The 20,452-nt window shown below is 64.1% G+C and carries 14 protein-coding genes; 5 read left to right on the forward strand and 9 right to left on the reverse strand.

The features are described 5' to 3' along the window. Nucleotides 1–195 precede the first annotated feature (195 nt). Together IVA93_RS20045 and IVA93_RS20050 are read left to right on the forward strand one after the other, a co-directional pair. Nucleotides 196–600 carry a DoxX family protein gene (locus tag IVA93_RS20045; RefSeq protein WP_018454461.1) on the forward strand — a complete coding sequence of 135 codons (405 nt, stop codon included), beginning with the start codon at nucleotides 196–198 and terminating at the stop codon, nucleotides 598–600. Nucleotides 601–983: 383 nt separating this feature from the next. After that, nucleotides 984–2,678 carry a methyl-accepting chemotaxis protein gene (locus IVA93_RS20050; RefSeq protein WP_247368558.1) on the forward strand — a complete coding sequence of 565 codons (1,695 nt, stop codon included), beginning with the start codon at nucleotides 984–986 and terminating at the stop codon, nucleotides 2,676–2,678. A 32-nt stretch (nucleotides 2,679–2,710) separates the two neighbouring features. On the opposite strand, the gene IVA93_RS20055 is transcribed toward IVA93_RS20050, so the two are convergent. Then, complete coding sequence (locus tag IVA93_RS20055; protein WP_204513931.1) at nucleotides 2,711–6,508, reverse strand: YhdP family protein; 3,798 nt, start codon at nucleotides 6,506–6,508, stop codon at nucleotides 2,711–2,713. Nucleotides 6,509–6,713: 205 nt separating this feature from the next. Here IVA93_RS20055 and IVA93_RS20060 point away from each other — a divergent pair, with 205 nt between their 5' ends. From IVA93_RS20060 to IVA93_RS20070, 3 genes are all read left to right on the forward strand, one after another. After that, nucleotides 6,714–7,406: a peroxiredoxin gene (locus IVA93_RS20060; RefSeq protein WP_204513930.1), complete on the forward strand. Its 693-nt coding sequence runs from the start codon at nucleotides 6,714–6,716 to the stop codon at nucleotides 7,404–7,406. Between the two features lie 110 nt (nucleotides 7,407–7,516). Beyond that, nucleotides 7,517–8,875 (forward strand): M23 family metallopeptidase, encoded by a 1,359-nt coding sequence (locus tag IVA93_RS20065; protein ID WP_198957644.1) that lies wholly within the window; start codon nucleotides 7,517–7,519, stop codon nucleotides 8,873–8,875. Nucleotides 8,876–8,974: 99 nt separating this feature from the next. Continuing rightward, nucleotides 8,975–9,460 carry a low affinity iron permease family protein gene (locus IVA93_RS20070; RefSeq protein WP_026232740.1) on the forward strand — a complete coding sequence of 162 codons (486 nt, stop codon included), beginning with the start codon at nucleotides 8,975–8,977 and terminating at the stop codon, nucleotides 9,458–9,460. Nucleotides 9,461–9,577: 117 nt separating this feature from the next. Here IVA93_RS20070 and IVA93_RS20075 read toward each other — a convergent pair whose 3' ends face one another. The 8 genes from IVA93_RS20075 to IVA93_RS40935 all read right to left on the reverse strand — a co-directional run bounded on the left by IVA93_RS20075 (nucleotide 9,578) and on the right by IVA93_RS40935 (nucleotide 20,438). Beyond that, nucleotides 9,578–10,813 carry an ABC transporter substrate-binding protein gene (locus IVA93_RS20075; protein ID WP_018454467.1) on the reverse strand — a complete coding sequence of 412 codons (1,236 nt, stop codon included), beginning with the start codon at nucleotides 10,811–10,813 and terminating at the stop codon, nucleotides 9,578–9,580. A 106-nt stretch (nucleotides 10,814–10,919) separates the two neighbouring features. Next, nucleotides 10,920–11,831 carry a DMT family transporter gene (locus tag IVA93_RS20080; protein WP_247368560.1) on the reverse strand — a complete coding sequence of 304 codons (912 nt, stop codon included), beginning with the start codon at nucleotides 11,829–11,831 and terminating at the stop codon, nucleotides 10,920–10,922. 79 nt (nucleotides 11,832–11,910) lie between these two features. Continuing rightward, nucleotides 11,911–12,786 carry a DMT family transporter gene (locus IVA93_RS20085; RefSeq protein WP_085353510.1) on the reverse strand — a complete coding sequence of 292 codons (876 nt, stop codon included), beginning with the start codon at nucleotides 12,784–12,786 and terminating at the stop codon, nucleotides 11,911–11,913. A gap of 13 nt (nucleotides 12,787–12,799) precedes the next feature. Further along, complete coding sequence (locus IVA93_RS20090; protein ID WP_085353511.1) at nucleotides 12,800–13,681, reverse strand: NAD(P)-dependent oxidoreductase; 882 nt, start codon at nucleotides 13,679–13,681, stop codon at nucleotides 12,800–12,802. Further along, a protein-coding gene (gene prfB / locus IVA93_RS20095; RefSeq protein WP_143273426.1) for a peptide chain release factor 2 occupies nucleotides 13,681–14,812 on the reverse strand; the annotation gives its coding sequence in 2 pieces (ribosomal slippage) (nucleotides 13,681–14,742 and nucleotides 14,744–14,812; 1,131 coding nt in all). The genes IVA93_RS20090 and prfB overlap by 1 nt, the downstream gene beginning before the upstream one ends. Nucleotides 14,813–14,923: 111 nt before the next feature. After that, nucleotides 14,924–17,431 (reverse strand): penicillin-binding protein 1A, encoded by a 2,508-nt coding sequence (locus IVA93_RS20100; protein WP_085353514.1) that lies wholly within the window; start codon nucleotides 17,429–17,431, stop codon nucleotides 14,924–14,926. 249 nt (nucleotides 17,432–17,680) lie between these two features. Further along, nucleotides 17,681–18,973: an N-acetylmuramoyl-L-alanine amidase gene (locus IVA93_RS20105; RefSeq protein ID WP_247368565.1), complete on the reverse strand. Its 1,293-nt coding sequence runs from the start codon at nucleotides 18,971–18,973 to the stop codon at nucleotides 17,681–17,683. 616 nt (nucleotides 18,974–19,589) lie between these two features. Then, nucleotides 19,590–20,438, reverse strand: coding sequence for a hypothetical protein (locus IVA93_RS40935; protein ID WP_345946677.1), 849 nt, complete (start codon nucleotides 20,436–20,438; stop codon nucleotides 19,590–19,592). Between the last annotated feature and the right edge of the window lie 14 nt (nucleotides 20,439–20,452).

Below are 20,452 nucleotides of genomic sequence, written 5' to 3' on the forward strand. Positions count from 1 at the left end.
ATTCGCGTCACCGGGAAATTACGGATGGGCACGACGCGAACAGCTACGAAGATGTGGATCGCACGCGGCTAAAAGTCCTTCCTGCGGTGTTTTGTCCGACATGACAAAAATGTCAGCGCAAATTGCCCTTGGGCGGCTTGCAGGGCGGAACTGAATGCGGTCCTAGTCGCAGCATTGGATGGAGGGCACAAACCAATGAACTTTCCCTATCTCGTTCGCTTTCAACCGGTTCTCTTGAGCCTGTTTCGCTTCATCACCGGCCTGCTGCTGTTCCAGTACGGTGTCGCCAAGCTGTTCAAGTTTCCGGTGCTTCCCTACTTCGCAAACATCCCGCCGATCATCTACGCAGCCGGTACGCTTGAGCTCGTGCTTGGCGCGTTGCTGATGATCGGCCTGTTCACCCGCCTCGCGGCATTCATCCTCTCGGGTGAGATGGCCTTCGCCTATTTCATGGGGCACATGTTCAAGGGCGAAACGCCGGTGTTCCTGCCGCTGCTCAATGGTGGCACCGCGGCGATCCTGTTCTGCTTCGCCTGCCTCTACCTCTCGGCAGCCGGCGGCGGCTCGGTCAGCGCCGATGCGGCGATGGGCAAGGACTAGCGGCGCGTTCGCGCGGCGCTGAGGCGTCAGCGATTGATTCGCGAATGAAGAGATGGCATCCGTATGTTCACGGGTGCCATCTCAGCGCGAGCCCAGCACGTTCCAGACCAGGACGAGGACCGCGACCAGCAGCATCGACATGATGAGGCGGTGAACGAATCGGTTCATTGCCGCTCCCAACGGATTAGGTCGCGACTAAAGACCCACACGATTTTTCTCCGAGTTGACGCGCCATGCGCCCGAGAAGCGCATGGCGACCTGCATGTTTGCGCACGCGGCTGCGCACGCCGCTTGCGCGGCAGCCGTCGCACGCGTCCATTCATGATTGGTAAGAATTTCATGCTACCGACGCGAGCAACAATAACCATTCCGTCGAGGCCGTGATGAAGCTGCTGAGTCACCTCAAGATCCGCACCAAGCTCGCCAGCATGGTCTGTCTTTCGGCACTCACGGTCACGGCCATCATCGGGGTGTCGTCCGTGCTCAGCAAGAGCCGCATGCTGGAGGATCGCGTTCAGCAGATGCGGACCGCGGTCGACATGCTCCACAACCTCGCCCAATCACTCGAAGAGGAGGTCGGCGCCGGCAAGCTGACGCAGGCGGAAGCGAAAATCCAGTTCCATCTGCGCGGCCGCCGCATGAGCTTCAATGGCGGCCAAGGCTATCCGGTGGTCTATAACGCCGATACCTCGATCCTGATCAATGGCGCGAACCAGCAGCTCGAAGGCAAGATCACGGGCGCCAAGGACTCCAACGGTGTCCTCATCGCAGATGCGATCGTAACGGCCGGCAACCAGGCTGCTCAGGGCGGCGTAACCTCATATCTCTACCCCCGCCCCGGCCAGACGGAGCCCGTCCGCAAGACCGTTTTCGCGCGCAAATTCGCGCCCTGGAACGCGACGATCAGCTACGGCCTCTATGTCGACGACATCGACGCCGACGTGCGAGCCTTGACGCTGGAGCTGGGGGCGATTGGCATCGGCTTGATGCCGCTGATGGCGACACTGTCCTGGCTGATCGCCCGCGACGTGCTCGGCGCGCTCGATCGCCAGAAGAACCGCATGCAGGCCATTTCCGAAGGCGCCATCGACACGGCGGTCGAGGAGACCGGTCGCGGCGACGAGATCGGCCGCATGGCCGAGACCCTCGAAGTGCTCAGGCAGACCGCGCTGACGGCCCGCAAGCTGGAGGCGGAGCAGGTCGCCACCAAGACCCGCAGCGAACAGGAGAAGCGCGACGCGCTGATCTCGCTTGCCGACCGGTTCGATGCATCCGTCGGCCAGCTCGTCGGCCTGATGGCCTCGGGCTCCGGCGAGCTGGAGGTCACCGCCAAGTCGATGTCGTCGACCGCGGAAGGCACCAACCGCCGCGCCGCCGTCGTCGGCTCGGCCGCCACCGAAGCCAGCCAGCGCGTCCAGACGGTCGCGGCCGCCGCCGAGGAGCTCTCCTCCTCCATCACCGAGATCAGCCGTCAGGTCGCGCAGTCCGCCGTGGTCACCGGCCGCGCCGTGGACAGCGCACGCCGCACCGACACCATCGTGCGCGCTCTCTCGGACGGCGCCCAGCAGATCGAGCACGTCGCCGAGCTGATTTCCAGCATCGCGGCGCAGACCAATCTGCTCGCGCTCAATGCCACCATCGAGGCCGCACGCGCCGGTGAAGCCGGCCGCGGCTTTGCTGTCGTCGCTTCGGAGGTGAAATCGCTGGCGAGCCAGACTGCCGAAGCCACCCGCGAGATCGGCGACAAGATCGCCCAGATCCAGGGCGCGACCAAGGAAGCGGTGGACGCCATCGGCGGCATCACCGCCACCATCGAGGAGGTCAGCCGGATCGCCACCTCGATCGGCGCCGCGATCGAGGAGCAAGGCGCCGCCACCGCCGAGATCGCCCGCAGCGTCTCGCAGACCGCGGAGGCCACCCTGGAAGTCACCACCAATATCGGGGGCGTCAGCACGGCAGCGAACGAGACCGGCAATGCCGCAGGCATGGTGCTCGCAGCAGCCTCGAACCTCTCCAAGCAGGCCGAGCAGCTCTCTGGCGAAGTCGGGACCTTCCTTGCGGGCGTGCGCGCGGCGTAAGGCGGCGCGGAAACCAAGGTGTAGCCTCGCCACTAACGTCGCGCGAGGGTGCAGCCGCTCGATAGCTGGCGCGTCGACCCGGTCGAGCCATCGTTCGACTGCGACGGGAATTCCTCGAACGGCGAGTTCTGTTTGCCGGTGTTGAATTCGAAGATCTTGCGGAACAGACCGGGGGCCATCGCCGAAATCGGGTTGACGCGCATTACGGGCGCTGCCGGCGTGCCGACGACCTCGTAGGTCACGCCGATCAATCCTTCATTGTTGCCGCCGCCGAGGAAGATGCCGAACAACGGGATCTGGCCGAAGATGTTGTTGACGCCGTACATCGGGACGAAGGTGCCGCTCATACAAACCTGGTTGCCGGGAAAGTCGATTGAGCCCTCGATGGTGGCGCCGATCATCGGCCCCTTGACCACGCCGTCGCGGATCGTGAGCGCGCCGTTCTGCCGCGTGAACTCCGCGCGCATCGCCGTGAAGGCTACGCCGTTCTGGGCGCCGTTGGGAGCCCCCGCCGCGACGCGATCGAGTTGCTCCATTCCCTTGACCGAGAAGTCGCGCACGTTGATCAGGCCTTCCCGTGTCGTAGGCTCCGACGTCGGCGGCTCCATGGCCACCACCATCTGGCCGCCGAAGACCTTGTTGGTGGTGTCTGTGAAGCGCAGGAAGTTGCCGGCATCGCTGGTCTGGAGATAGATGACCTCGCGGTTGCCCTGGGCGCGGCCGCCGCGCAGGTCGGCTGCCACGGGCGTGTCTTTTCCGATCCTGCCGCTCAGCGTGAAGGCTTTGACCGCACCATTGCGCCGCGACATCTTGGCGTCGACGCTGCGCATCGCCTCGCCGTTGAAACCCATGACGGCGCCGAGCTTCACGTCGATGTCGAAATCGAGGTTCTTCGTCTTGCTCTTGGCATCGTCCTTGGAATTGCCTGAGATCGCCGACTTCAGGAAGCCGCGGCCGTCGAATACGTCGCCGCGCATCGTACCCTTGAGCACGCCGTCCTGGCTGCGCTCCACTTTCAGTGAGGCCTTGTCGCCGTCGGATGGCGCGTAGGTCGGGAAGTTCGCGTTCATGAGCTCGCCGTTGGCATCGACCTCGAGCGCCCCCTTGATCGAGGCGCCGCCGCCTTCGATGACGATGTCCTCCAGACGCGTCGATTGCGCCGTCGGCACCACCTTGAAGCTGGCCTTGCCCGCTCTGCCCGGCAGCTTGACCCAGCCGGGCAGGATGTTGTCGAGCTTGACCGAGGTCAGGTCGGCCTCGATGCCGAGCTTCGTCGTCTGGTCGGGTCCCCCGGCGATCTTGCCCGACAGCCTGATCGGCACCGATCCGCTGACGGCGGGACCCAGATCGAATCCGAGGCGCGCGCGGCTCGCATCGTCCAGCGTGGTCTGCAGTTTGACGTCCGCATCGCCCTCGGCCGGCTTGCGGTAATCGAGCGAGGCCGCCTGCCCGTTGATCTTGACGTCGCCCTTGACCTGATAGCCCTGGTTGCTCGCGACGATCTTGAGGTTGTTGGCCTCCAGCTTTTGGTTCATCACCAGCTTGTCGGCACCAAAACCGTTGAGATCGGCCGTAACGCTGTAGGTGGTGTCGGCTTTGGTCAGCTCGCCCTTGACCGGCAGCCCAAGCTGGACGTTCGCCGAGAACGTCCCCTTGCTAGTATTGGGATCGATGACGGTCGACGACAGATCGCTCAAGCGATCGTTGGAAAGCATTTCGGCGGCCGCAGGCACCGGACCTTCGACACGAAACCTCGTCCGCGACGGCGACGGCTTGGGTGCCATATCGGGCACCTCGAAAACAAAGTCGGAAATCGTGACCTTGCGGCCCGCCGGCGTATCGGCAATGCCCTGCCCGATATTCACCGTCGCGGTGCGGCCGGTCACGCGCGCCTTCAAATCGGCATCGTGCACCACGGGCAGGCCATCGACGGGGCGAACCGTGACACCGCTCGCCACGATATTGACCGACAAGCCGTCGTCGGGAATGGGTGGGCCCTTGCGCGGAAGATTCTTCGTCGGTGAATTAACACCGATCTCGATGCGCTGGAGCGTTCCACGCTCGATCCGCTCGATCACCCATTCGCGCAACTCGGGAACGACAAGGGTCGGCCACATCCGCTTGAGCGCGGAGGCCGACATCGGCGTTCCCGCGAAACCCAATGTCAGCCGCGGCTCGCCCGAATAGTCGATGGCACCGGTGCCGGCGACGCCGATCTCTCCGTTGGAGATATCGGCCTGCGTCAACAGCAGCCTCTTGTGGTCGGTGTCGAAGCGGAAGCCGATCGCAATACGGTTGAAGACCAGCGGCGGCTCGTTGTCGATGCCGCCGAGCAGGATCGAACCGCCGCTGAAACCGAGCTGCCAGTCATTCACGGTGCCGTTGGGCGGCTCGACATGAGCCAGAAGCGTCAGACGGTTCGCGCCCGAGAGGACCTTGAACGGAGCGACCAGCACCCGCCGATTGGCGTCCCACTCGACATTGATCTCGGCCGAGTCGATCGCCATCGGATAATCGGGCGTATCGGTGTCGATGATGTTGCCCGCACCGACCGTGATCTTGCCGCGAAAGAAAGTCGGCACGCCGTCGCGGCCGAGCTCGCCCTTGAGCTCGCCGGTCAGCGGCAGGTCGGCGGTGTAGGTGAGGTCCTTCACCCGCAGCGCCAGCAGGATGTTGGCGGTCGAGACCTTGTCGGCGCGGATATCGACCGAGCGCACGCCGTTCTCGGTGGGGCCGATCGTGGCACGCAACGACCACGGACGCGCGCCCTCTTCACCGAGGCTGAGCGCGACGCCGCCACGGCTCGGTCGGCGCAGGCTGAGCGTGATGTTCTCAAACGTCCATTTGCTGCCGCGCTGCTGGTCGTCGACGATCAGATTGCCGTTCTTCAGGCCGATCTCGTTGAGATTCTGGCCGTCGAGGCCGGTCATGCTCAGACTGTCGAGCCAGTCGAGGCCCTGAAGAATGCCAGTCGGGGACGTGGCCTGGGGCGCGGCTTGCGGTGCGTCGGAGGTCGCAGGCTCGGTGGCGAATGGCGGCGGTGGCACACCGTTGCGCGGGAAAGTCGGCGGCAGTCCCGCGTCCCTTTTGGAGGCGACGCCGGTTGCGAGCGGCTTTGCGGTGTCGCCGGCCGACACCGTGACGGTGCCGTCAGGCGCGATCCGGATTGCGAGCTCGGCATCGACGAGGTTGAGGCTTTCGGCGCGCAGATGCCCCATCAGCAGGCCCGCACCCGACAGCTTCACCTCGGCCTTCGGCGCGGTGGCGACAATGACGTGATCGTGGTCGCGCACGACGATATCACGGATGCGCACGGCGATGCGGATCCGCCCGGCCCGCTCGATCTGCGTGCCGCCGACCTCCACGGTGTTGCCGTGACCGATATTGTCCTCGATCGCGGCCGCGAGCCACGGCGTCGCAATGTCGAGATTGATGGGACCGGCGCCGAGCCGCCACCACAGCGCGCCGAAACAGCCGACGAAGATGACGACCAGGACACCGACGACCACGGCCACGCGCTTCAGCCAGCGACCGCCGCCCAACCAGCGGCGCAACGGCCCAAACCCGTCAGCGAAGCGATGGAAGCCCGAATTGGAACGCGACAACAGCCGGCGCGCCCGATGGCCCGCCGCCGCTTCCTGATCCGGATCCCAGTCGGCGTCGTCCCATTGCTGCTGCTCTGGTTGGCTGCCGCGCCGATCCAAATCCCGATTGTAATCCTGGGGCGACGTATTCCTTGCCATTGCCTCTCGATACAGGCGCCCGTCGTGGGATTGAGCGCCGCCGGGGCCGCAGCCGTCGACGGGAAGCGAAGCTTCCCGCGCCGGCATTGCCGCCATACCTCGAATATTCCTTCTGTTCGTCATGTCGCCCCGGGAGCGCGTTCAACGAGCAGTGGGGGTGGTGCGTGGAATTCCTTGTAACCAGACTCCGGCGTCGTCAGACTCGCCCCGCCGAGGGCACGATTCCGGCATAGCGGAAAAGGGCTGCAATACCGCTTTGGTTGACCCGCCGAAAGCGACGAAAGGAAGGCGTATGTCCAAGAAATCCCGAAAGAAATCGTCCAAAACGCCCTCCGTCACTCCGACGGCTAAAAAGACGCCCGTGAAAGCGCGGGCTGCGACTCAAACCAAGCTCGCGAAAACACAGCGGACACCGGCGAGCAAATCAACTGGGACCATAGCAAAGACAGCATCGCATAAGGCCGCATCGAAACGGTTAAATTCTTCCAAATCGGCATCCGCGCCTGAAACGGCGGCGAAGGCCGGCTTGGCTGAGGGGCAGAAGGCTCCCGCCTTCCGCCTGCCCCGCGACGGCGGCGGCGTCGTCGCGCTGTCGGATTATACCGGCCAGAAGCTGGTCCTGTTCTTCTACCCCCGCGCCGACACGCCGGGCTGCACCACGGAGGCCATCGATTTCACCCGGCTCACCGGCGCCTTCGCCAAGGCTGGCACCGCCGTGCTCGGTATCTCCGCCGATCCGGTCAAGGCTCAGGACAAGTTCCGGGACAAGCACGGTCTCGGCGTGCCCCTCATCTCGGACGAGACGCACGAGATGCTGGAGGCCTACGGCGCCTGGGGCGAAAAGTCCATGTATGGCAAGAGCTTCCTGGGAATTCTTCGCACCACGATGCTGCTTGGCGCCGACGGCAAGATCGCGCGGATCTGGCGCAATGTCCGGGTCGAAGGCCACGCCGACGAGGTGCTGGAAGCCGCAAGGCGCCTTTAACCAATCATTTAAATTCAAGGGGTTCCGTTTCCGGAAAATTAACCATGACCGGCCCAGATTGCCGCGGCAATTAGGCCGCACGGACTCATCCGATCGGCGCGGGAGTGCCGATGTCGAAAAGTTCTGCCCAACTCTCGCAGTACCCCCAACATCACCCGCACGACCATGGACGGGCCTTTCATCGCCGTGCCGCCGCAGTGGCAACCGCGCTTCCCCTTCCGGACACCGACGACGCCTACACCATCGTGCATCACGGCAAGCAGGTTCGCCTGGGACCTGTGGTGTTCTGGATCGTGGTCGGCACTGTCGTGTTGCTCGGGCTCTGGTCGGCCGCAACCGCGACCTATTTCGCCTTCCGCGACGACGTCCTCACCCGGCTGATCGCCCGGCAGGCCGAGATGCAATACGCCTATGAGGACCGCATCGCCGAGCTGCGCGCCAAGGTCGACCGCACCACCAGCCGGCAGCTGCTCGACCAGGAGCAGTTCGACCAGAAGCTCGACCAGATCATGAAGCGCCAGACGGCGCTGGAGTCCCGTGCCACGGCGCTCGGGTCCATGCCGGACGTGACCGGATCGATTCCACGTTCCACCCCGCAGCGTGGCGATGCCAGCCAGACGACGCAGGGCACGCCAAAGCCCTCGCCGATCAGCGACACCGTGATCTTCGTGGCGCCGCCGGATCGCGAAGCGCGGCTCGAATCGCGCGCGCCGACCCTCGCAGCTCCGCCCGTCAATCAATTCGCCAAGAACCAGGGGTTCGACAACGTCGTCGTTCGGCTCACGACCTCGCTGGACCAGGTCGAGCGTCGCCAGATGGCGGCGCTCAACGCCGTCGAGGAAGGCATGGATTCGCGCATGCGCCGGATGCGCGGCGTCGTCAGCGATCTCGGCCTGAACCTCGCAAATCTCGAAGCCGCCGTGCCGCGCACCGCGATGGGCGGGCCGTTCGTGCCTGTTAAAATCACCGCCAGTTCGGGGCCGTTCGAGAAGCAGCTCTATCGCATCAACAACACCCGAGCCGAGATGGACCGGCTCAATCGCACGCTCGCGCTCGTGCCCTATCGCAAGCCCGTCATCGGCGAGGTCGAGTTCACCTCCGGCTTCGGCGTGCGCAGCGATCCGTTCCTCGGCCGGCCCGCGATGCATACCGGGCTCGACTTCCGCGCCGCGAGCGGCGATCCCGTTCGCGTCACCGCCAACGGCAAGGTCGTCTCGGCCGGCTGGTCCGGCGGCTACGGCCGCATGATCGAGGTCGATCACGGCAATGGCCTTGCGACGCGCTACGGCCATCTCTCCGAGATCAATGTCCGGGTCGGCGAGATCGTTAGAATCGGCCAAGTCGTTGGTCTCGTCGGGTCGACCGGCCGTTCCACCGGGCCGCATCTGCACTATGAAACCCGGATCGACGGCGAAGCGGTCGATCCGCAGAAGTTCTTGCGCGCCGGCGTGCGACTCAGCGCGGGCTAGGCTCGTTGAGAGCGCGCTCGTCTCGTCCCAGGTTTACATGGCGGAACTTCGGAGTTCCCTTCGCGTTAGGTCGCAGGTCCTCAATGGCGCGATCTTCTGATGCAACAGATCCATACGAAAGCTCGTCCGGCCAAGGGCAAAGCGGACCAGCCACGTAACAACGCGGCTCAACTCTTCAGCGATATTGCTAACCGAACATCTCAAGCGGCCGGGCGAGCGCTGACATTCATGATTGCAGCCGGCATCATCCTGGTTTGGGCGGTCACCGGTCCCATCTTCCATTACTCCGACACATGGCAGTTGGTGATCAACACCGGCACCACCATCGTGACATTCCTGATGGTCTTCCTGATTCAGAATTCCCAGAATCGCGATAGCGCGGCCATTCAGGTGAAGCTCGACGAACTGATCCGGGTGAGCGCGGTGCAAAATTCCTTCGTGGGAATTGAGCATTTGACCGACGACGAGCTCGACGAGATCCGCACCAAATGTGAGCTTCGCGCCAAGGCCGAAAAGGTCGGAGACGAGACAGTCAAGAATACCGGCAAGAAGGCGAAACGCGCCGCCGATCTCGTCACCGAATAAGCGGACGGATGCCGGGAACGACGAGGTGCGCAGCTTCGTTCGCAATCGCAACGCTTCGGCAGGCTCGCCCCGTCTTCATCACACCAGGCAACTGGCCCGCCGCGGAGCCAGCCCTGACTATTGGCCGCGCTCGTGGCCGACCTCACCGGTGATGACGTCGCCGAACAACTCCCAAGCCTGGCCGTTGAAGCGCATCAGCTGCATCTGCTCGATCGGAAAATAATCGTCGGCCGAAGTGTTGACCATGATCCCGGGCAGCATCAGGTCGGTGTGAAAATCCTTCAGGCTGGTGGCCTGCTTCATCACGTTGTCACGGGTGAGATTGTCGCCGCACTGCCTCAGCACCTGCGCCATCGCCTCCGCCTGGACGTAGCCATAAAGGTTGTTGGCGTTGGTCTTGTCCCCTTCGGGATAGTACTTATCCATGAAGGTGCGCCACGCGACGACCGCCGGATCCTTGTCCCAGGTCGGGTCGGTCGGATCCTTCAAATATGCTGTCGAGATGATATCCTTGGCATAGTCGAGCCCGGCGGGCTTGAGCACCGAGGCGATCGAGGTAGCCGTATTGGCGAGGAAGAATTTTGGCTTCCAGCCGAGCTCGCCGACCTTCCGGATCGCCTGTGCCGAGCCTTTCGGCGCGGCCCATGAGAAGAAGATGTCGGCGCCGGAATCGTGAAGCGCAACGATCTGCGAGTCGATCGAGGGATCGCTGACCTCATAGGATTTGTCCGCGATGATCATATCGGCCTTGTCGCCGAGTCCGTCCTTCAAGCCCTTGAACTGGTCCTTGCCGGCGTCGTCGTTTTGCCAAAGAACGGCGATCTTGCTGTTGGGGAAGTTGTCGCGGATATACTTCGCGTAGATCCGCCCCTCGCTCTGGTAGTTCGGCTGGAAGCCCATGGTCCAAGGGAAATTCTTGGGGTCGCCGAATTTGGTGCCGCCGGAGGCGACGAAGAGCTGCGGCACCTTCTTGGCGTTCATGTATTTCATGATGGCGGAGTTCGAAGGCGTGCCGAGCGGCTGGAAGATCAGCAACACCTCGTCGCTCTCCACCAGCTTGCGCGCCTGCTCGATCGCCTTTGGCGGCGAATATGCGTCGTCATAGCTGATGAAATTGATCTTGCGACCGTTGATGCCGCCCTGATCGTTGATCATCTTGAAGAACGCGGCCTCGGTCTTGCCGATCACGCCATAGGACGACGCCGGCCCGCTATAAGGCATGATGTTGCCGAGCTTGATTTCGGTGTCGGTGGCGCCGGGATCGTATTTCTTCTGCGCCAGGGCCGGCGTCGTGACGAGCACGCCGGCAGCAAGAATGGCGAGGGCAGCAAGGTTATTGCGACGACCCAGCATCGTTCTCTCCCCTGTTTTGTAGTCTTGTTTTGCCGAGAGTGTCGCAAGCTCGCTTACGGCTGGCAAGCGCCGCGATTTTCCGTGAGATGAAACGAGCGCTCCAGAACTATGTGCCGCGCCGCAGCAGGTCCAGAACGCGCCCGTCGATCACCAGCAATGCGCTGCCGATCACGATCGCGCCCGCGATCTCTCGCATCCAGATCGGCTCGCCCAGCACAAGCCATCCCAGAAGAATGGCGGTGACGGGAATGAGCAGTGTCACCAGCATCACATTGGTCGCGCCCGACTGCCGCAGGATCTGGAAGAAGACGATATAGGCGAGCGCCGTCGACAGGCCGGCAAGGCCGAGCACCGCGAGCCAAATCGTCACGCCCGGCAGCGGGAGACGCCACGGCTGCTCCGCTGCGCCGGCCACGATCGCCATCATCACCGTGGAAGCCATCAGTTGATATGCTGCCGTCCCCAGCGGCGGGGAGTCCTTCAACAACCGGCGCGCCGCCAGCGCCGCGAAGCCATAGCTGAAGGCGCCGCCGAGGCAGAGCAGGATGCCCAGCCCCTGCCCCGCCCGTGTCTCGACACCCCATCCGTGCAGGATGATCACGCCGGCGAGGCCCAGTGCCACGCCGGCGACGCGGCGGAGCCGTAAGGCCTCTTCGCCCGCCGCGGCCATCACGATCACCGTGAACAGCGGCGTGGTGGCATTCAGGACCGACGCCAGCCCGCTTGGAATGAAAGTCTGGCCGATCACGATCAGCGAGAACGGGATGACGTTGTTGAGGAGCCCCATCGCGACGAACGGTTTCCAGCCGGCGATGCCCTTGGGAAAGGCGATGCCCTGAAAACGGAGCAGCGGCAGCAGAAGGGCTGAACCAAGTGCAACGCGCATAAACACCAGCGTGAGCGGCGGCAATTCCCGCAGCGCCGCGCCGTTGAAGAAGAACGAGCCGCCCCAGAGCGCCGAGAGCACAGCGAGCAGCGACCAGTCGCGCGCGTCGATACGGTTGTCGATCGGGGACATGGCGTCTCACAGCGATGGTCCGACCTGCTAGGACTGCGCGACCAAAATTGCCACCCGATTTCCGGGTAAAGGGCGAGATTCAGGATCGATCGCGACTTCGCGCGTCAACCGCGATATCCGCAACCACCGCCCCAACGACCAGAACACCGCCAACAAGGGCGTGGACGGCAGGTACCTCGCGAAAGGTAATCCAGATCCAGAACGGCATCAGCGGCGTTTCCAGCGTCGCAATCAGGGAAGCCTGGCTCGACGGCAGGAGGCGCGAGCCGAGCATGTAGAATGTCAGCCCCAGCGCCACCTGAAAGCAGCCGAACATCGCGAGGATCGCGAGGTTGGCGCTGTCGATATGGACGAGGTCGTGCGCAAACGGAAGGCTGACGAGGCTTCCCAGGAAATTCGACAACGCCGCCGCTGCCACCATCGATGTCTCCTGGTAGCGTCGGATCACAACCGTCATCGCCGAGATGGCGAGTACCATGAGGCAGCTCAGCGCCACGCCTCCAACATCAGCCCCGGCTTCGATGCCTCCGACCGTGATGGCGACGCCGCCAAAGGCAACGAGGCTCGCGATCAGGGTACGCCATGTTACGGCTTCGCCAAGCCACAGCCACGCCAGCGCCGCGGCCACGAAAGGCTGCGTGGAGATCAGCACAGCCACATTCATCACCTTGGTCATCTGGAGCGCGGGGATGAAGGAAACCATGCCGAGCGTGGACAATGAGGCGACGAGCAAGCCGCCGCGTCCCGGCGCCACCAATTGCCGCAGCGCGCCGCGTCCCTGCATCACGACGAGAAACACCGAGATCAGACTGCCGCCGAACACGCCGCGCCAGAACAGAATGGTCCAGGGATCGAACGGCAACAGACGTGTGAAGAACGGCGCCGTGCTCCAGGCAATCGCAGCTGATATGACGAGGGCAATGCCGAGACCGCGTTCCGAACGAGGCTGCCCCATGTCGATGCGGCCGCTAGGACGGTTTCTTCGGCCGCGACACCAGTTCGATCATCTTGCCTTCGTCGTCGTCAGGCATCGCGGCCTTCGCTTGCGCGTAGGCTTCCACCGCGGCGCGCGCGACCAGCGGCTTGTCGGCCAGCAGGCTCTCGGCGAGCTTCACCGCGTAGGCGGCATCCTTGTGCCGCAGCGCTGCCGTGAATGTCGCGCCGGAGAAATCGCGGGAGACCATGCGCTTGGAATGACGCTGCACCTGCGGGCTCGCGGCCACGCCCGCCTGAATCGACTCCAGCACGAGGTTCATGTCGAGCCCGGCCTGCTCGGCAATGGCAAGCCCCTCGGCGAGGCCGGCGATCTGGATCGCGCCCATCAGATTGTTGATCAGCTTGTAGACCGTGCCGGAGCCGACCGCGCCGAAATGGCGGATGGTCGAGCCGATCGGCGTCAGATAAGGCCGCGCGCGTTCGAGATCGGCGGCATCGGCACCAACGAGCAACGTCAGCTTTCCGCTCGCGGCCGCATCCGGCAATCCCGTCACGGGGCAATCGATATAGATCAGCCCGCGAGCGTTCATCTCGCGGCCCATCTCGCGCGCATGGTCATAGGAGACGGTGGAGCATTCGATCGCAATGGTGCCGGCCTTCGCGGTCTTGGCTGCGCCCTCGGGCCCGAGCCAGACCGCACGCGAGGCCTCATCATCGGCGACCATGGTCACGACGGCGTCGGCGTCGATCGCCGCGTCCTCAGGCGAGGTCGCCCAGAGCGCGCCGCGCGCGATCAGGTCTTCCGCTTTTGTTTTACTGCGATTCCACAGCGTCACCGTGAAGCCAGCATCGAGATAGCGGCCGGCCATGCCATGGCCCATCCGCCCAAGCCCGATGAAGGCGATCCGGGGCATCAGTCGACGTCCTCGATGTCGGCGCCGGGAGTGCCGAAGGCGCGCTGCGCCAGGGTCGCGGCCATGAAGTCGTCGAGATCGCCACCGAGCACGCCTGATGTGTCGGAGGTCTGCACACCCGTGCGCAGGTCCTTCACCATCTGGTAGGGCTGGAGCACGTAAGAGCGGATCTGGTGGCCCCAGCCGATGTCGGTTTTGGCGGCCTGGTCGGCGGCGGCCTTCTCTTCGCGCCGCTTCAGCTCGATCTGGTAAAGCCGCGCGCGCAGCATGTCCCAGGCCTGCGCCTTGTTCTTGTGCTGCGAGCGGCCGGCCTGGCAGACCACGGCGACACCGGTCGGGATATGCGTCAGCCGCACCGCGGACTCGGTCTTGTTGACGTGCTGGCCGCCGGCACCACCGGAGCGCATGGTGTCGACGCGGACGTCGGATTCCTTGATGTCGATCTTGATGGTGTCGTCGATCACCGGAAACACAGCAACGGACGAGAACGAGGTGTGCCGCCGCGCGTTGGAATCGAACGGCGAGATCCGCACCAGGCGGTGCACGCCCGCCTCGGTCTTCAGCCAGCCATAGGCATTGTGGCCGGAGACCTGGATGGTCGCGGACTTGATGCCGGCCTCTTCGCCCTCGGACTCTTCCAGCACCTCGACCTTGAAGCCGTGGGTTTCGGCCCAGCGCGAGTACATGCGAAGCAGCATCTGGGCCCAGTCCTGGCTTTCGGTGCCACCGGCGCCGGCATGCACTTCGAGATAGGAATCGAAACTATCCGCCTCGCCCGACAGCAACGCCTCGAGCTCGCGCCGGGCGACTTCCTTCTTGAGGGTCTTGAGCGCGGCTTCGGCTTCCTTGACAACGCCCTCATCGCCCTCGGCTTCGCCGAGCTCGATCATGCCGATGTCGTCTTCGAGCTCCTGCTCGACCTTGCCGATGCCGGAGAGCGCATCCTCAAGCGAGGTGCGCTCCTGCATCAATTTCTGGGCTTTCTGGGGATCGTTCCAGAGATTGGGATCTTCTGCGAGCTTGTTCAGCTCAGCGAGGCGCGCCGTCGATTTCTCGACGTCAAAGATGCCTCCTCAGCAGCCCGACAGACTGCTTGATCTCTTCTACCAACCGTTCGATTTCGGCGCGCATGTGGTTCTCTGGTCTCGCGGAATTTTTCCGCGTCTAATGACAACGGGATGTAGCGGCGGCGGCTGCAAAGCGCAACCGCCGCGGCGACGAACGTCTGTCTTGTCCTAAGCCTTAGTACAGCCCGCCGGTGCCCGGCCGCATGAAGAAACCGGAATCCGGCTGCTGCTGCTGCGACGCCGGCACGCCGCCTCGCCCATCGGCATCGGCAACGCCGATGACGGAGTAGTTATCCGGCGGCGCCGTGCCCGGCTTGAAGGCTTCGAGAATGGTTCCGCCGGTCTCGCCCGGACCGGCGCGCATGCCGGACTTGGCGACGACCCGCACCAGCTTGATGCCGGCCGGCACCTTGAACGGGACCGCGGGCTTGTCGGCGAGCGCGAGCTGGAGGAAGTCGCGTGCGATGGGAGCTGCGAGATGGCCGCCGGTCGCGGCGTTGCCCTTGCCGAGCGGACGCGGTTTGTCATAGCCCATATAGATGGCAACGGCGACGTCGGGCGAGAAGCCGACGAACCAGGCGTCCTTGGCCTCGTTGGTGGTGCCGGTCTTGCCGGCGATCGGCTTGCCGACCTGCTTGACCACGGTCGCGGTACCGGCCTGGACCACGCCTTCCATCAGCTCGGTGATCTGATAGGCGGTCATGGAATCCAGCACCTGCTCGCGGCGGTCGATCAGCTGCGGCTCGTTCTGGTTCTTCCAGCCGCCGGGCGCGTCACAGCCACGGCATTCGCGCTGGTCGTGCTTGAAGATGGTGTGGCCGTAGCGATCCTGGATGCGGTCGATCAGGGTCGGCTTCACCCGGCGGCCGCCATTGGCGAGCATCGAATAGGCCGTGACCATGCGCATCGCCGTGGTCTCGCCGGCGCCGAGCGCGTAGGACAGATAGTTCGGCAGTTCGTCATAGACACCGAAGCGGCGGGCATATTCGCCGATCAAGGGCATGCCGATGTCCTGGGCGAGGCGCACCGTCACCGTGTTGAGCGACTGCCGCAATGCGTTGCGCAGCGTCACCGGCCCCTGGAATTTGCCCGAGGAGAAGTTTTCAGGCCGCCACACGCCCGCGCCCTGGCCTTGATCGATTTCGATCGGGGCGTCGAGCACGACAGTCGAAGGCGTATAGCCGTTGTCGAGCGCAGCCGAATAGACGATCGGCTTGAACGACGAACCGGGCTGCCGATAGGCCTGCGTGGCGCGGTTGAACTGGCTCTGGTCGAACGAGAAGCCGCCGACCATCGCCAGCACGCGACCGGTCCAGGGGTCCATCACCACCATCGCGCCGGACACTTCCGGGATCTGGCGCAGCCGGTACTGCCCTTCGACAGGCTGGGCGTCCTTGTACAGCGGATCGGCGTAGATCACGTCGCCGGGCTGGAGCACCTGCGACACCGCACTCGCCGCCCTGCCCTTCGCAGCCCCCGAGGCCGCTCTTGCCCATTTGATACCGTCGAGCGTGATGAGGCCGGTCTCGCGCTGCTTGCTCACGGCGCCGCCGAGTTCGCGGCTCGGCTGGAAGCCGATGCGCGCCGACTGGTCGCTGGTCTCCAGCACCACCGCCATGCGCCACGGCGAGATATCGGACAGAGACTTGATTTCGGCGAGCTTCACGCCCCAGTCGCCCGAAATGTCGAGCTTGCTGATTGCGCCGCGATAGCCCTGCTGCTCGTCATAGTTGACGAGACCGGCGACCATGGTCTTGCGCGCCATGACCTGAATCTTGGGATCGAGCGTGGTGCGGACCGAAAGGCCGCCCTCATACAGCTTCTTCTCGCCATAGCGCTCGAAGATGTCGCGGCGCACTTCCTCGGCGAAATATTCGCCGGCGAAGGTGTGGGCGCCGTTGGAACGGCTGGTAACGGCCAGCGGCTCCTTGCGCGCCTTGTCGGCGTCGGCCTGCTTGACCCAGCCGTTCTCAACCAGACGATCGATCACGTAGTTGCGGCGCTCGATGGCGCGGTCGCGGTTGCGGACAGGATGCAGCGTCGCGGGCATCTTCGGCAGCGCCGCGAGATAGGACGCTTCCGCGACGGTCAGCTCATTCACCGACTTGTCGAAATAAACCAGCGACGCAGCCGCGATTCCGTAGGCACCTAAGCCCAGATAGATTTCATTCAGATACAGCTCGAGGATCTTGTCCTTCGAGTAGGTCTTCTCGATCCGCATCGCCAGCAAGGCTTCCTTGATCTTGCGCGCGAAGGAGACCTCGTTGGTCAGAAGGAAGTTCTTGGCGACCTGCTGGGTGATCGTGGAAGCGCCCTGCGGACGGCGGTTGGAGCCGTAGTTCTGGATGTAGACCACGCCGGCGCGCGCCATGCCGGTGTAGTCGATGCCACCATGCTCGTAGAAATTCTTGTCCTCGGCCGCGAGGAAGGCGTTGATCACGAGTTTCGGCACCGCCTGGATCGGCAGGTACAGCCGCCGCTCCTTGGCGTATTCGCCGAGCAGCGAGCCGTCGGTCGCGTGCACGCGGGTCATCACCGGCGGCTCGTAATCCTGAAGCTGAGAGTAGTCAGGCAAGTCCTTGGAGAAATGCCAGATCAGGCCTGCGACGGCACCCACCCCGACAAGGAACAACACCGTTCCCGCGGCGAACAGGAAGCCCATGAACCGCACCAGCAAGCGCATTATCTGTTTATCCGTTCAAACTCTGGATCAGCCCAAGATCAGCCCTGGCACCAGAAACAGGCACCAAACCATCGCGAATTCACCGGCTTTACTCAATACTATTAGTGCCGGACTCAAGGCGCTTGCCGAGCGGGATTCTCGCCGATTCCGGAACCCCCTGCGGCGTTTTTATAAAGCGCCCGCTGTGGCCAAACTAGGGCTTTTGCGGCGGGACGGAAAATCACTCTCAATTCGACGATCCCCGGGTCGTCAATTCGACGATCCGGCCGTGGCCATCCGTTTGGCCAAAAATCCATCGATCGCCTGCGCCATCGAGCCCACGGCACGCGACCGCCATCCCTCGGAGACCAGATGCTCGAGGTCGCCCTTGTTGGAGACATAGCCGATCTCCACCAGGACCGACGGCACGTCGGGGGCCTTCAGCACCCGGAAGCCGGCTGACTTCAGGGGATGCTTGTGCATCCGCACCGTCGACTTCATTTCGCCCATCAACAGGCGGGCAAAACGGCTTGAAAAGGTACGGGTTTCCCGCTGGGTGAGATCGATCAGGATGTCGGCGACATCGGTCGGCTCCTCGGCGAGGTTGAAGCCAGCGATGGCGTCCGCCCGGTTCTCCGCATCCGCCAGCCGCTGCGCCTCGGCGTCGGAGGCCTTGTCGGACAACGTGTAGATGGTCGCACCCTGCGCATCGCCCTCAGCGCGCGGCAGCGCGTCGGCATGGATCGAGACGAACAACGCCGCCTTGAGGCTGCGGGCGACTTTGACCCGGTCGTTGAGCGGGATGAAGGTGTCGTCGTCTCGGGTCATCACCACGCGATATTTGCCGGTCTTTTCCAGCCGTTCGCGTAGCGCCAGGCCAAAGGCCAGCACCAGATTCTTCTCGCTCTCGCCGCTCGACTGCGTGCCGTTGTCGATGCCGCCATGGCCGGGATCGATGACGACGACCGCGCGGCCATCGGCCTTCTGCCCGGCTTCAGGGTGGGCAGATGCGGGAACCGTCGCGGGCGGCGGATCGGCAATAGCCGGCCGCAGCTCAGGACGGTTTTCCGGAGCCAGCGACGGCACGAAGGCGGTGCGCTCGACCTCCTCCATTTCGAGCACCAGCCGCGCCGGCTGGCCGTTGGCAGCCTCCACCACGTAGGAATTGGCGATCTTGGCGGGGCCCGTCAGGTCGAACACGATTCGGGAGCCTCCGGGCATCACCAGCCCATAGCGGAAGGCCTTGACCAGTCCGCGTCCGCCGGACCCGGTGCCGGCGGGAAGTTGAAAATTGACCTGGGGAACGTCGACCACCACCCGATACGGGTCGGCCAGAGTGACTGCGCGGAAGCTAACGGTCTGATCGATGTCGAGGACAAAGCGAGTCTGCCTGCCGTCCCCGGCCAGTCGGGCGGCCGAGGCCGTTGGGAAATTCGCTGATGCAACAGGGAGTTGAGGCTGACTTTCCGCGGCCTTCAGGCGCGAGGAATCAGCACACGGCAATGCCGCCGCGCAGAGCAGCACGCATCCCAGCAGGATCCTTTGATTTGCGCGGCTCGCCACCGATTCCGTGCCTCCGAGCAGCCTCTTTAACGCAATAGAACCACAGGGTTAAACGATCCTTAATGACAGACACGCGAAACTCGCTGACTGTGACCGCCGTGCGACGCTCCTTGCACGGATGGCCCAATCCACGTATGTACGGAATGCTGACGGCCGATATTTCCGGTTGTGTCGCATTCAGCCTCCCGGTGCAGCGCCGGAACTCTCAAGGTTTGGGAATTCCAGCGTTTTTCCGTTCCCCTCTAAGTCCAGCGCGGTGCGCGGCAGCAAGGTGGAGCGGGGCAAGCCCCGGCGGCGGAACGGTCCTCGGTTACCAACACGTTTCCGGGACGGTTCTGACAGCGGCGCAACCCGTTACCCGGTCCCTTAATCCCAAGGGAGCGGTTCGTAATACCCCAAGGCGAGCGCGCTCGCGCCATGCCTGGCCAACAGCAACTGATTGAGGGGCGGCCCCGCCGCCCAATGTTTCATACGGGCCGACGCTTGATGCGCCAGACTGTGCCGACCAATTCTGAAGGACCATTCGCGACGCTGCGGAGTGACAATTCCGCGCGCCGCTTCGGTCCTCCGGCTTTCGGTTCGGCAAGGCGCGAGAGACGGTGTTTCGGCCTTCCCCTCACCCCCGAATCAGGTGGACCGTCGCGTCACCCGGCAGCGCTGATGGCGCCCACGGTGAATCGCGCCCGCCGCCGCCAAGAGTTAAGACATGCCCAACAAGATGTTGATCGATGCCACCCACCCGGAAGAGACCCGGGTCGTCGTGGTCCGCGGCAATCGCGTCGAAGAGTTTGATTTCGAGACCGCGCAACGCAAGCAACTGCGCGGGAATATCTACCTCGCCAAGGTCACAAGGGTCGAACCCTCGCTCCAGGCCGCTTTCGTCGAATATGGCGGCAACCGCCACGGCTTCCTCGCCTTCAGCGAAATCCATCCCGACTACTACCAGATTCCGGTTGCCGACCGGCAGGCGCTGATCGAAGCCGAGGAGCAGGCCCATCGCGAGGCCGAGGAAGAGAGCGAGAACCGCTCCCAGGGCCGCCGCCGCTCCCGCCACCGCAATTCCCGCCGCCGTAGCCATGGCGAGCGCGTCCGCAGCGAGGTCGTCGAAGGCGATCCCGCGGCCCGGCAGGTCCAGGGCGAGGCCCTGCCTGAGGGCGCTTCGCACGAGGGCGAGCACCTGCACGCCGACGCAGAGCATCACGGCGAGCACGAAGGCCACGATCATCACGGCCACGAAGCACATGACCACGAAGGGCATGACCACGACGACCATCATCATGCCCATGGTGACGATCATCACGCGCACGATCATCACGACCACGATCATCATGGCGAGCACGATCATCACGACCATGATCATGCCGACGAGACACCGGCGCCTGTCGCGGCGATCGGCGCCGAGCCCGCGGTCGCCACCGAGGCCGTTGCCGAGCCGGAGGAGTTTGCCTCCGACGCGCACGCTCACGATCTTGCCGAGGC

It is taken from the genome of Bradyrhizobium sp. 155 (assembly GCF_023101105.1).
Taxonomy (GTDB): Bacteria; Pseudomonadota; Alphaproteobacteria; order Rhizobiales; family Xanthobacteraceae; genus Bradyrhizobium; species Bradyrhizobium canariense_D.

Coding starts and splice junctions, on each gene's coding strand:
- IVA93_RS20045 (WP_018454461.1), top strand. CDS start 196: ATGAACTTTCCCTATCTCGTTCGCTTTCAACCGGTTCTCTTGAGCCTG.
- IVA93_RS20050 (WP_247368558.1), top strand. CDS start 984: ATGAAGCTGCTGAGTCACCTCAAGATCCGCACCAAGCTCGCCAGCATG.
- IVA93_RS20055 (WP_204513931.1), bottom strand. CDS start 6,508: ATGCCGGCGCGGGAAGCTTCGCTTCCCGTCGACGGCTGCGGCCCCGGC.
- IVA93_RS20060 (WP_204513930.1), top strand. CDS start 6,714: ATGTCCAAGAAATCCCGAAAGAAATCGTCCAAAACGCCCTCCGTCACT.
- IVA93_RS20065 (WP_198957644.1), top strand. CDS start 7,517: ATGTCGAAAAGTTCTGCCCAACTCTCGCAGTACCCCCAACATCACCCG.
- IVA93_RS20070 (WP_026232740.1), top strand. CDS start 8,975: ATGCAACAGATCCATACGAAAGCTCGTCCGGCCAAGGGCAAAGCGGAC.
- IVA93_RS20075 (WP_018454467.1), bottom strand. CDS start 10,813: ATGCTGGGTCGTCGCAATAACCTTGCTGCCCTCGCCATTCTTGCTGCC.
- IVA93_RS20080 (WP_247368560.1), bottom strand. CDS start 11,831: ATGTCCCCGATCGACAACCGTATCGACGCGCGCGACTGGTCGCTGCTC.
- IVA93_RS20085 (WP_085353510.1), bottom strand. CDS start 12,786: ATGGGGCAGCCTCGTTCGGAACGCGGTCTCGGCATTGCCCTCGTCATA.
- IVA93_RS20090 (WP_085353511.1), bottom strand. CDS start 13,681: ATGCCCCGGATCGCCTTCATCGGGCTTGGGCGGATGGGCCATGGCATG.
- IVA93_RS20100 (WP_085353514.1), bottom strand. CDS start 17,431: ATGCGCTTGCTGGTGCGGTTCATGGGCTTCCTGTTCGCCGCGGGAACG.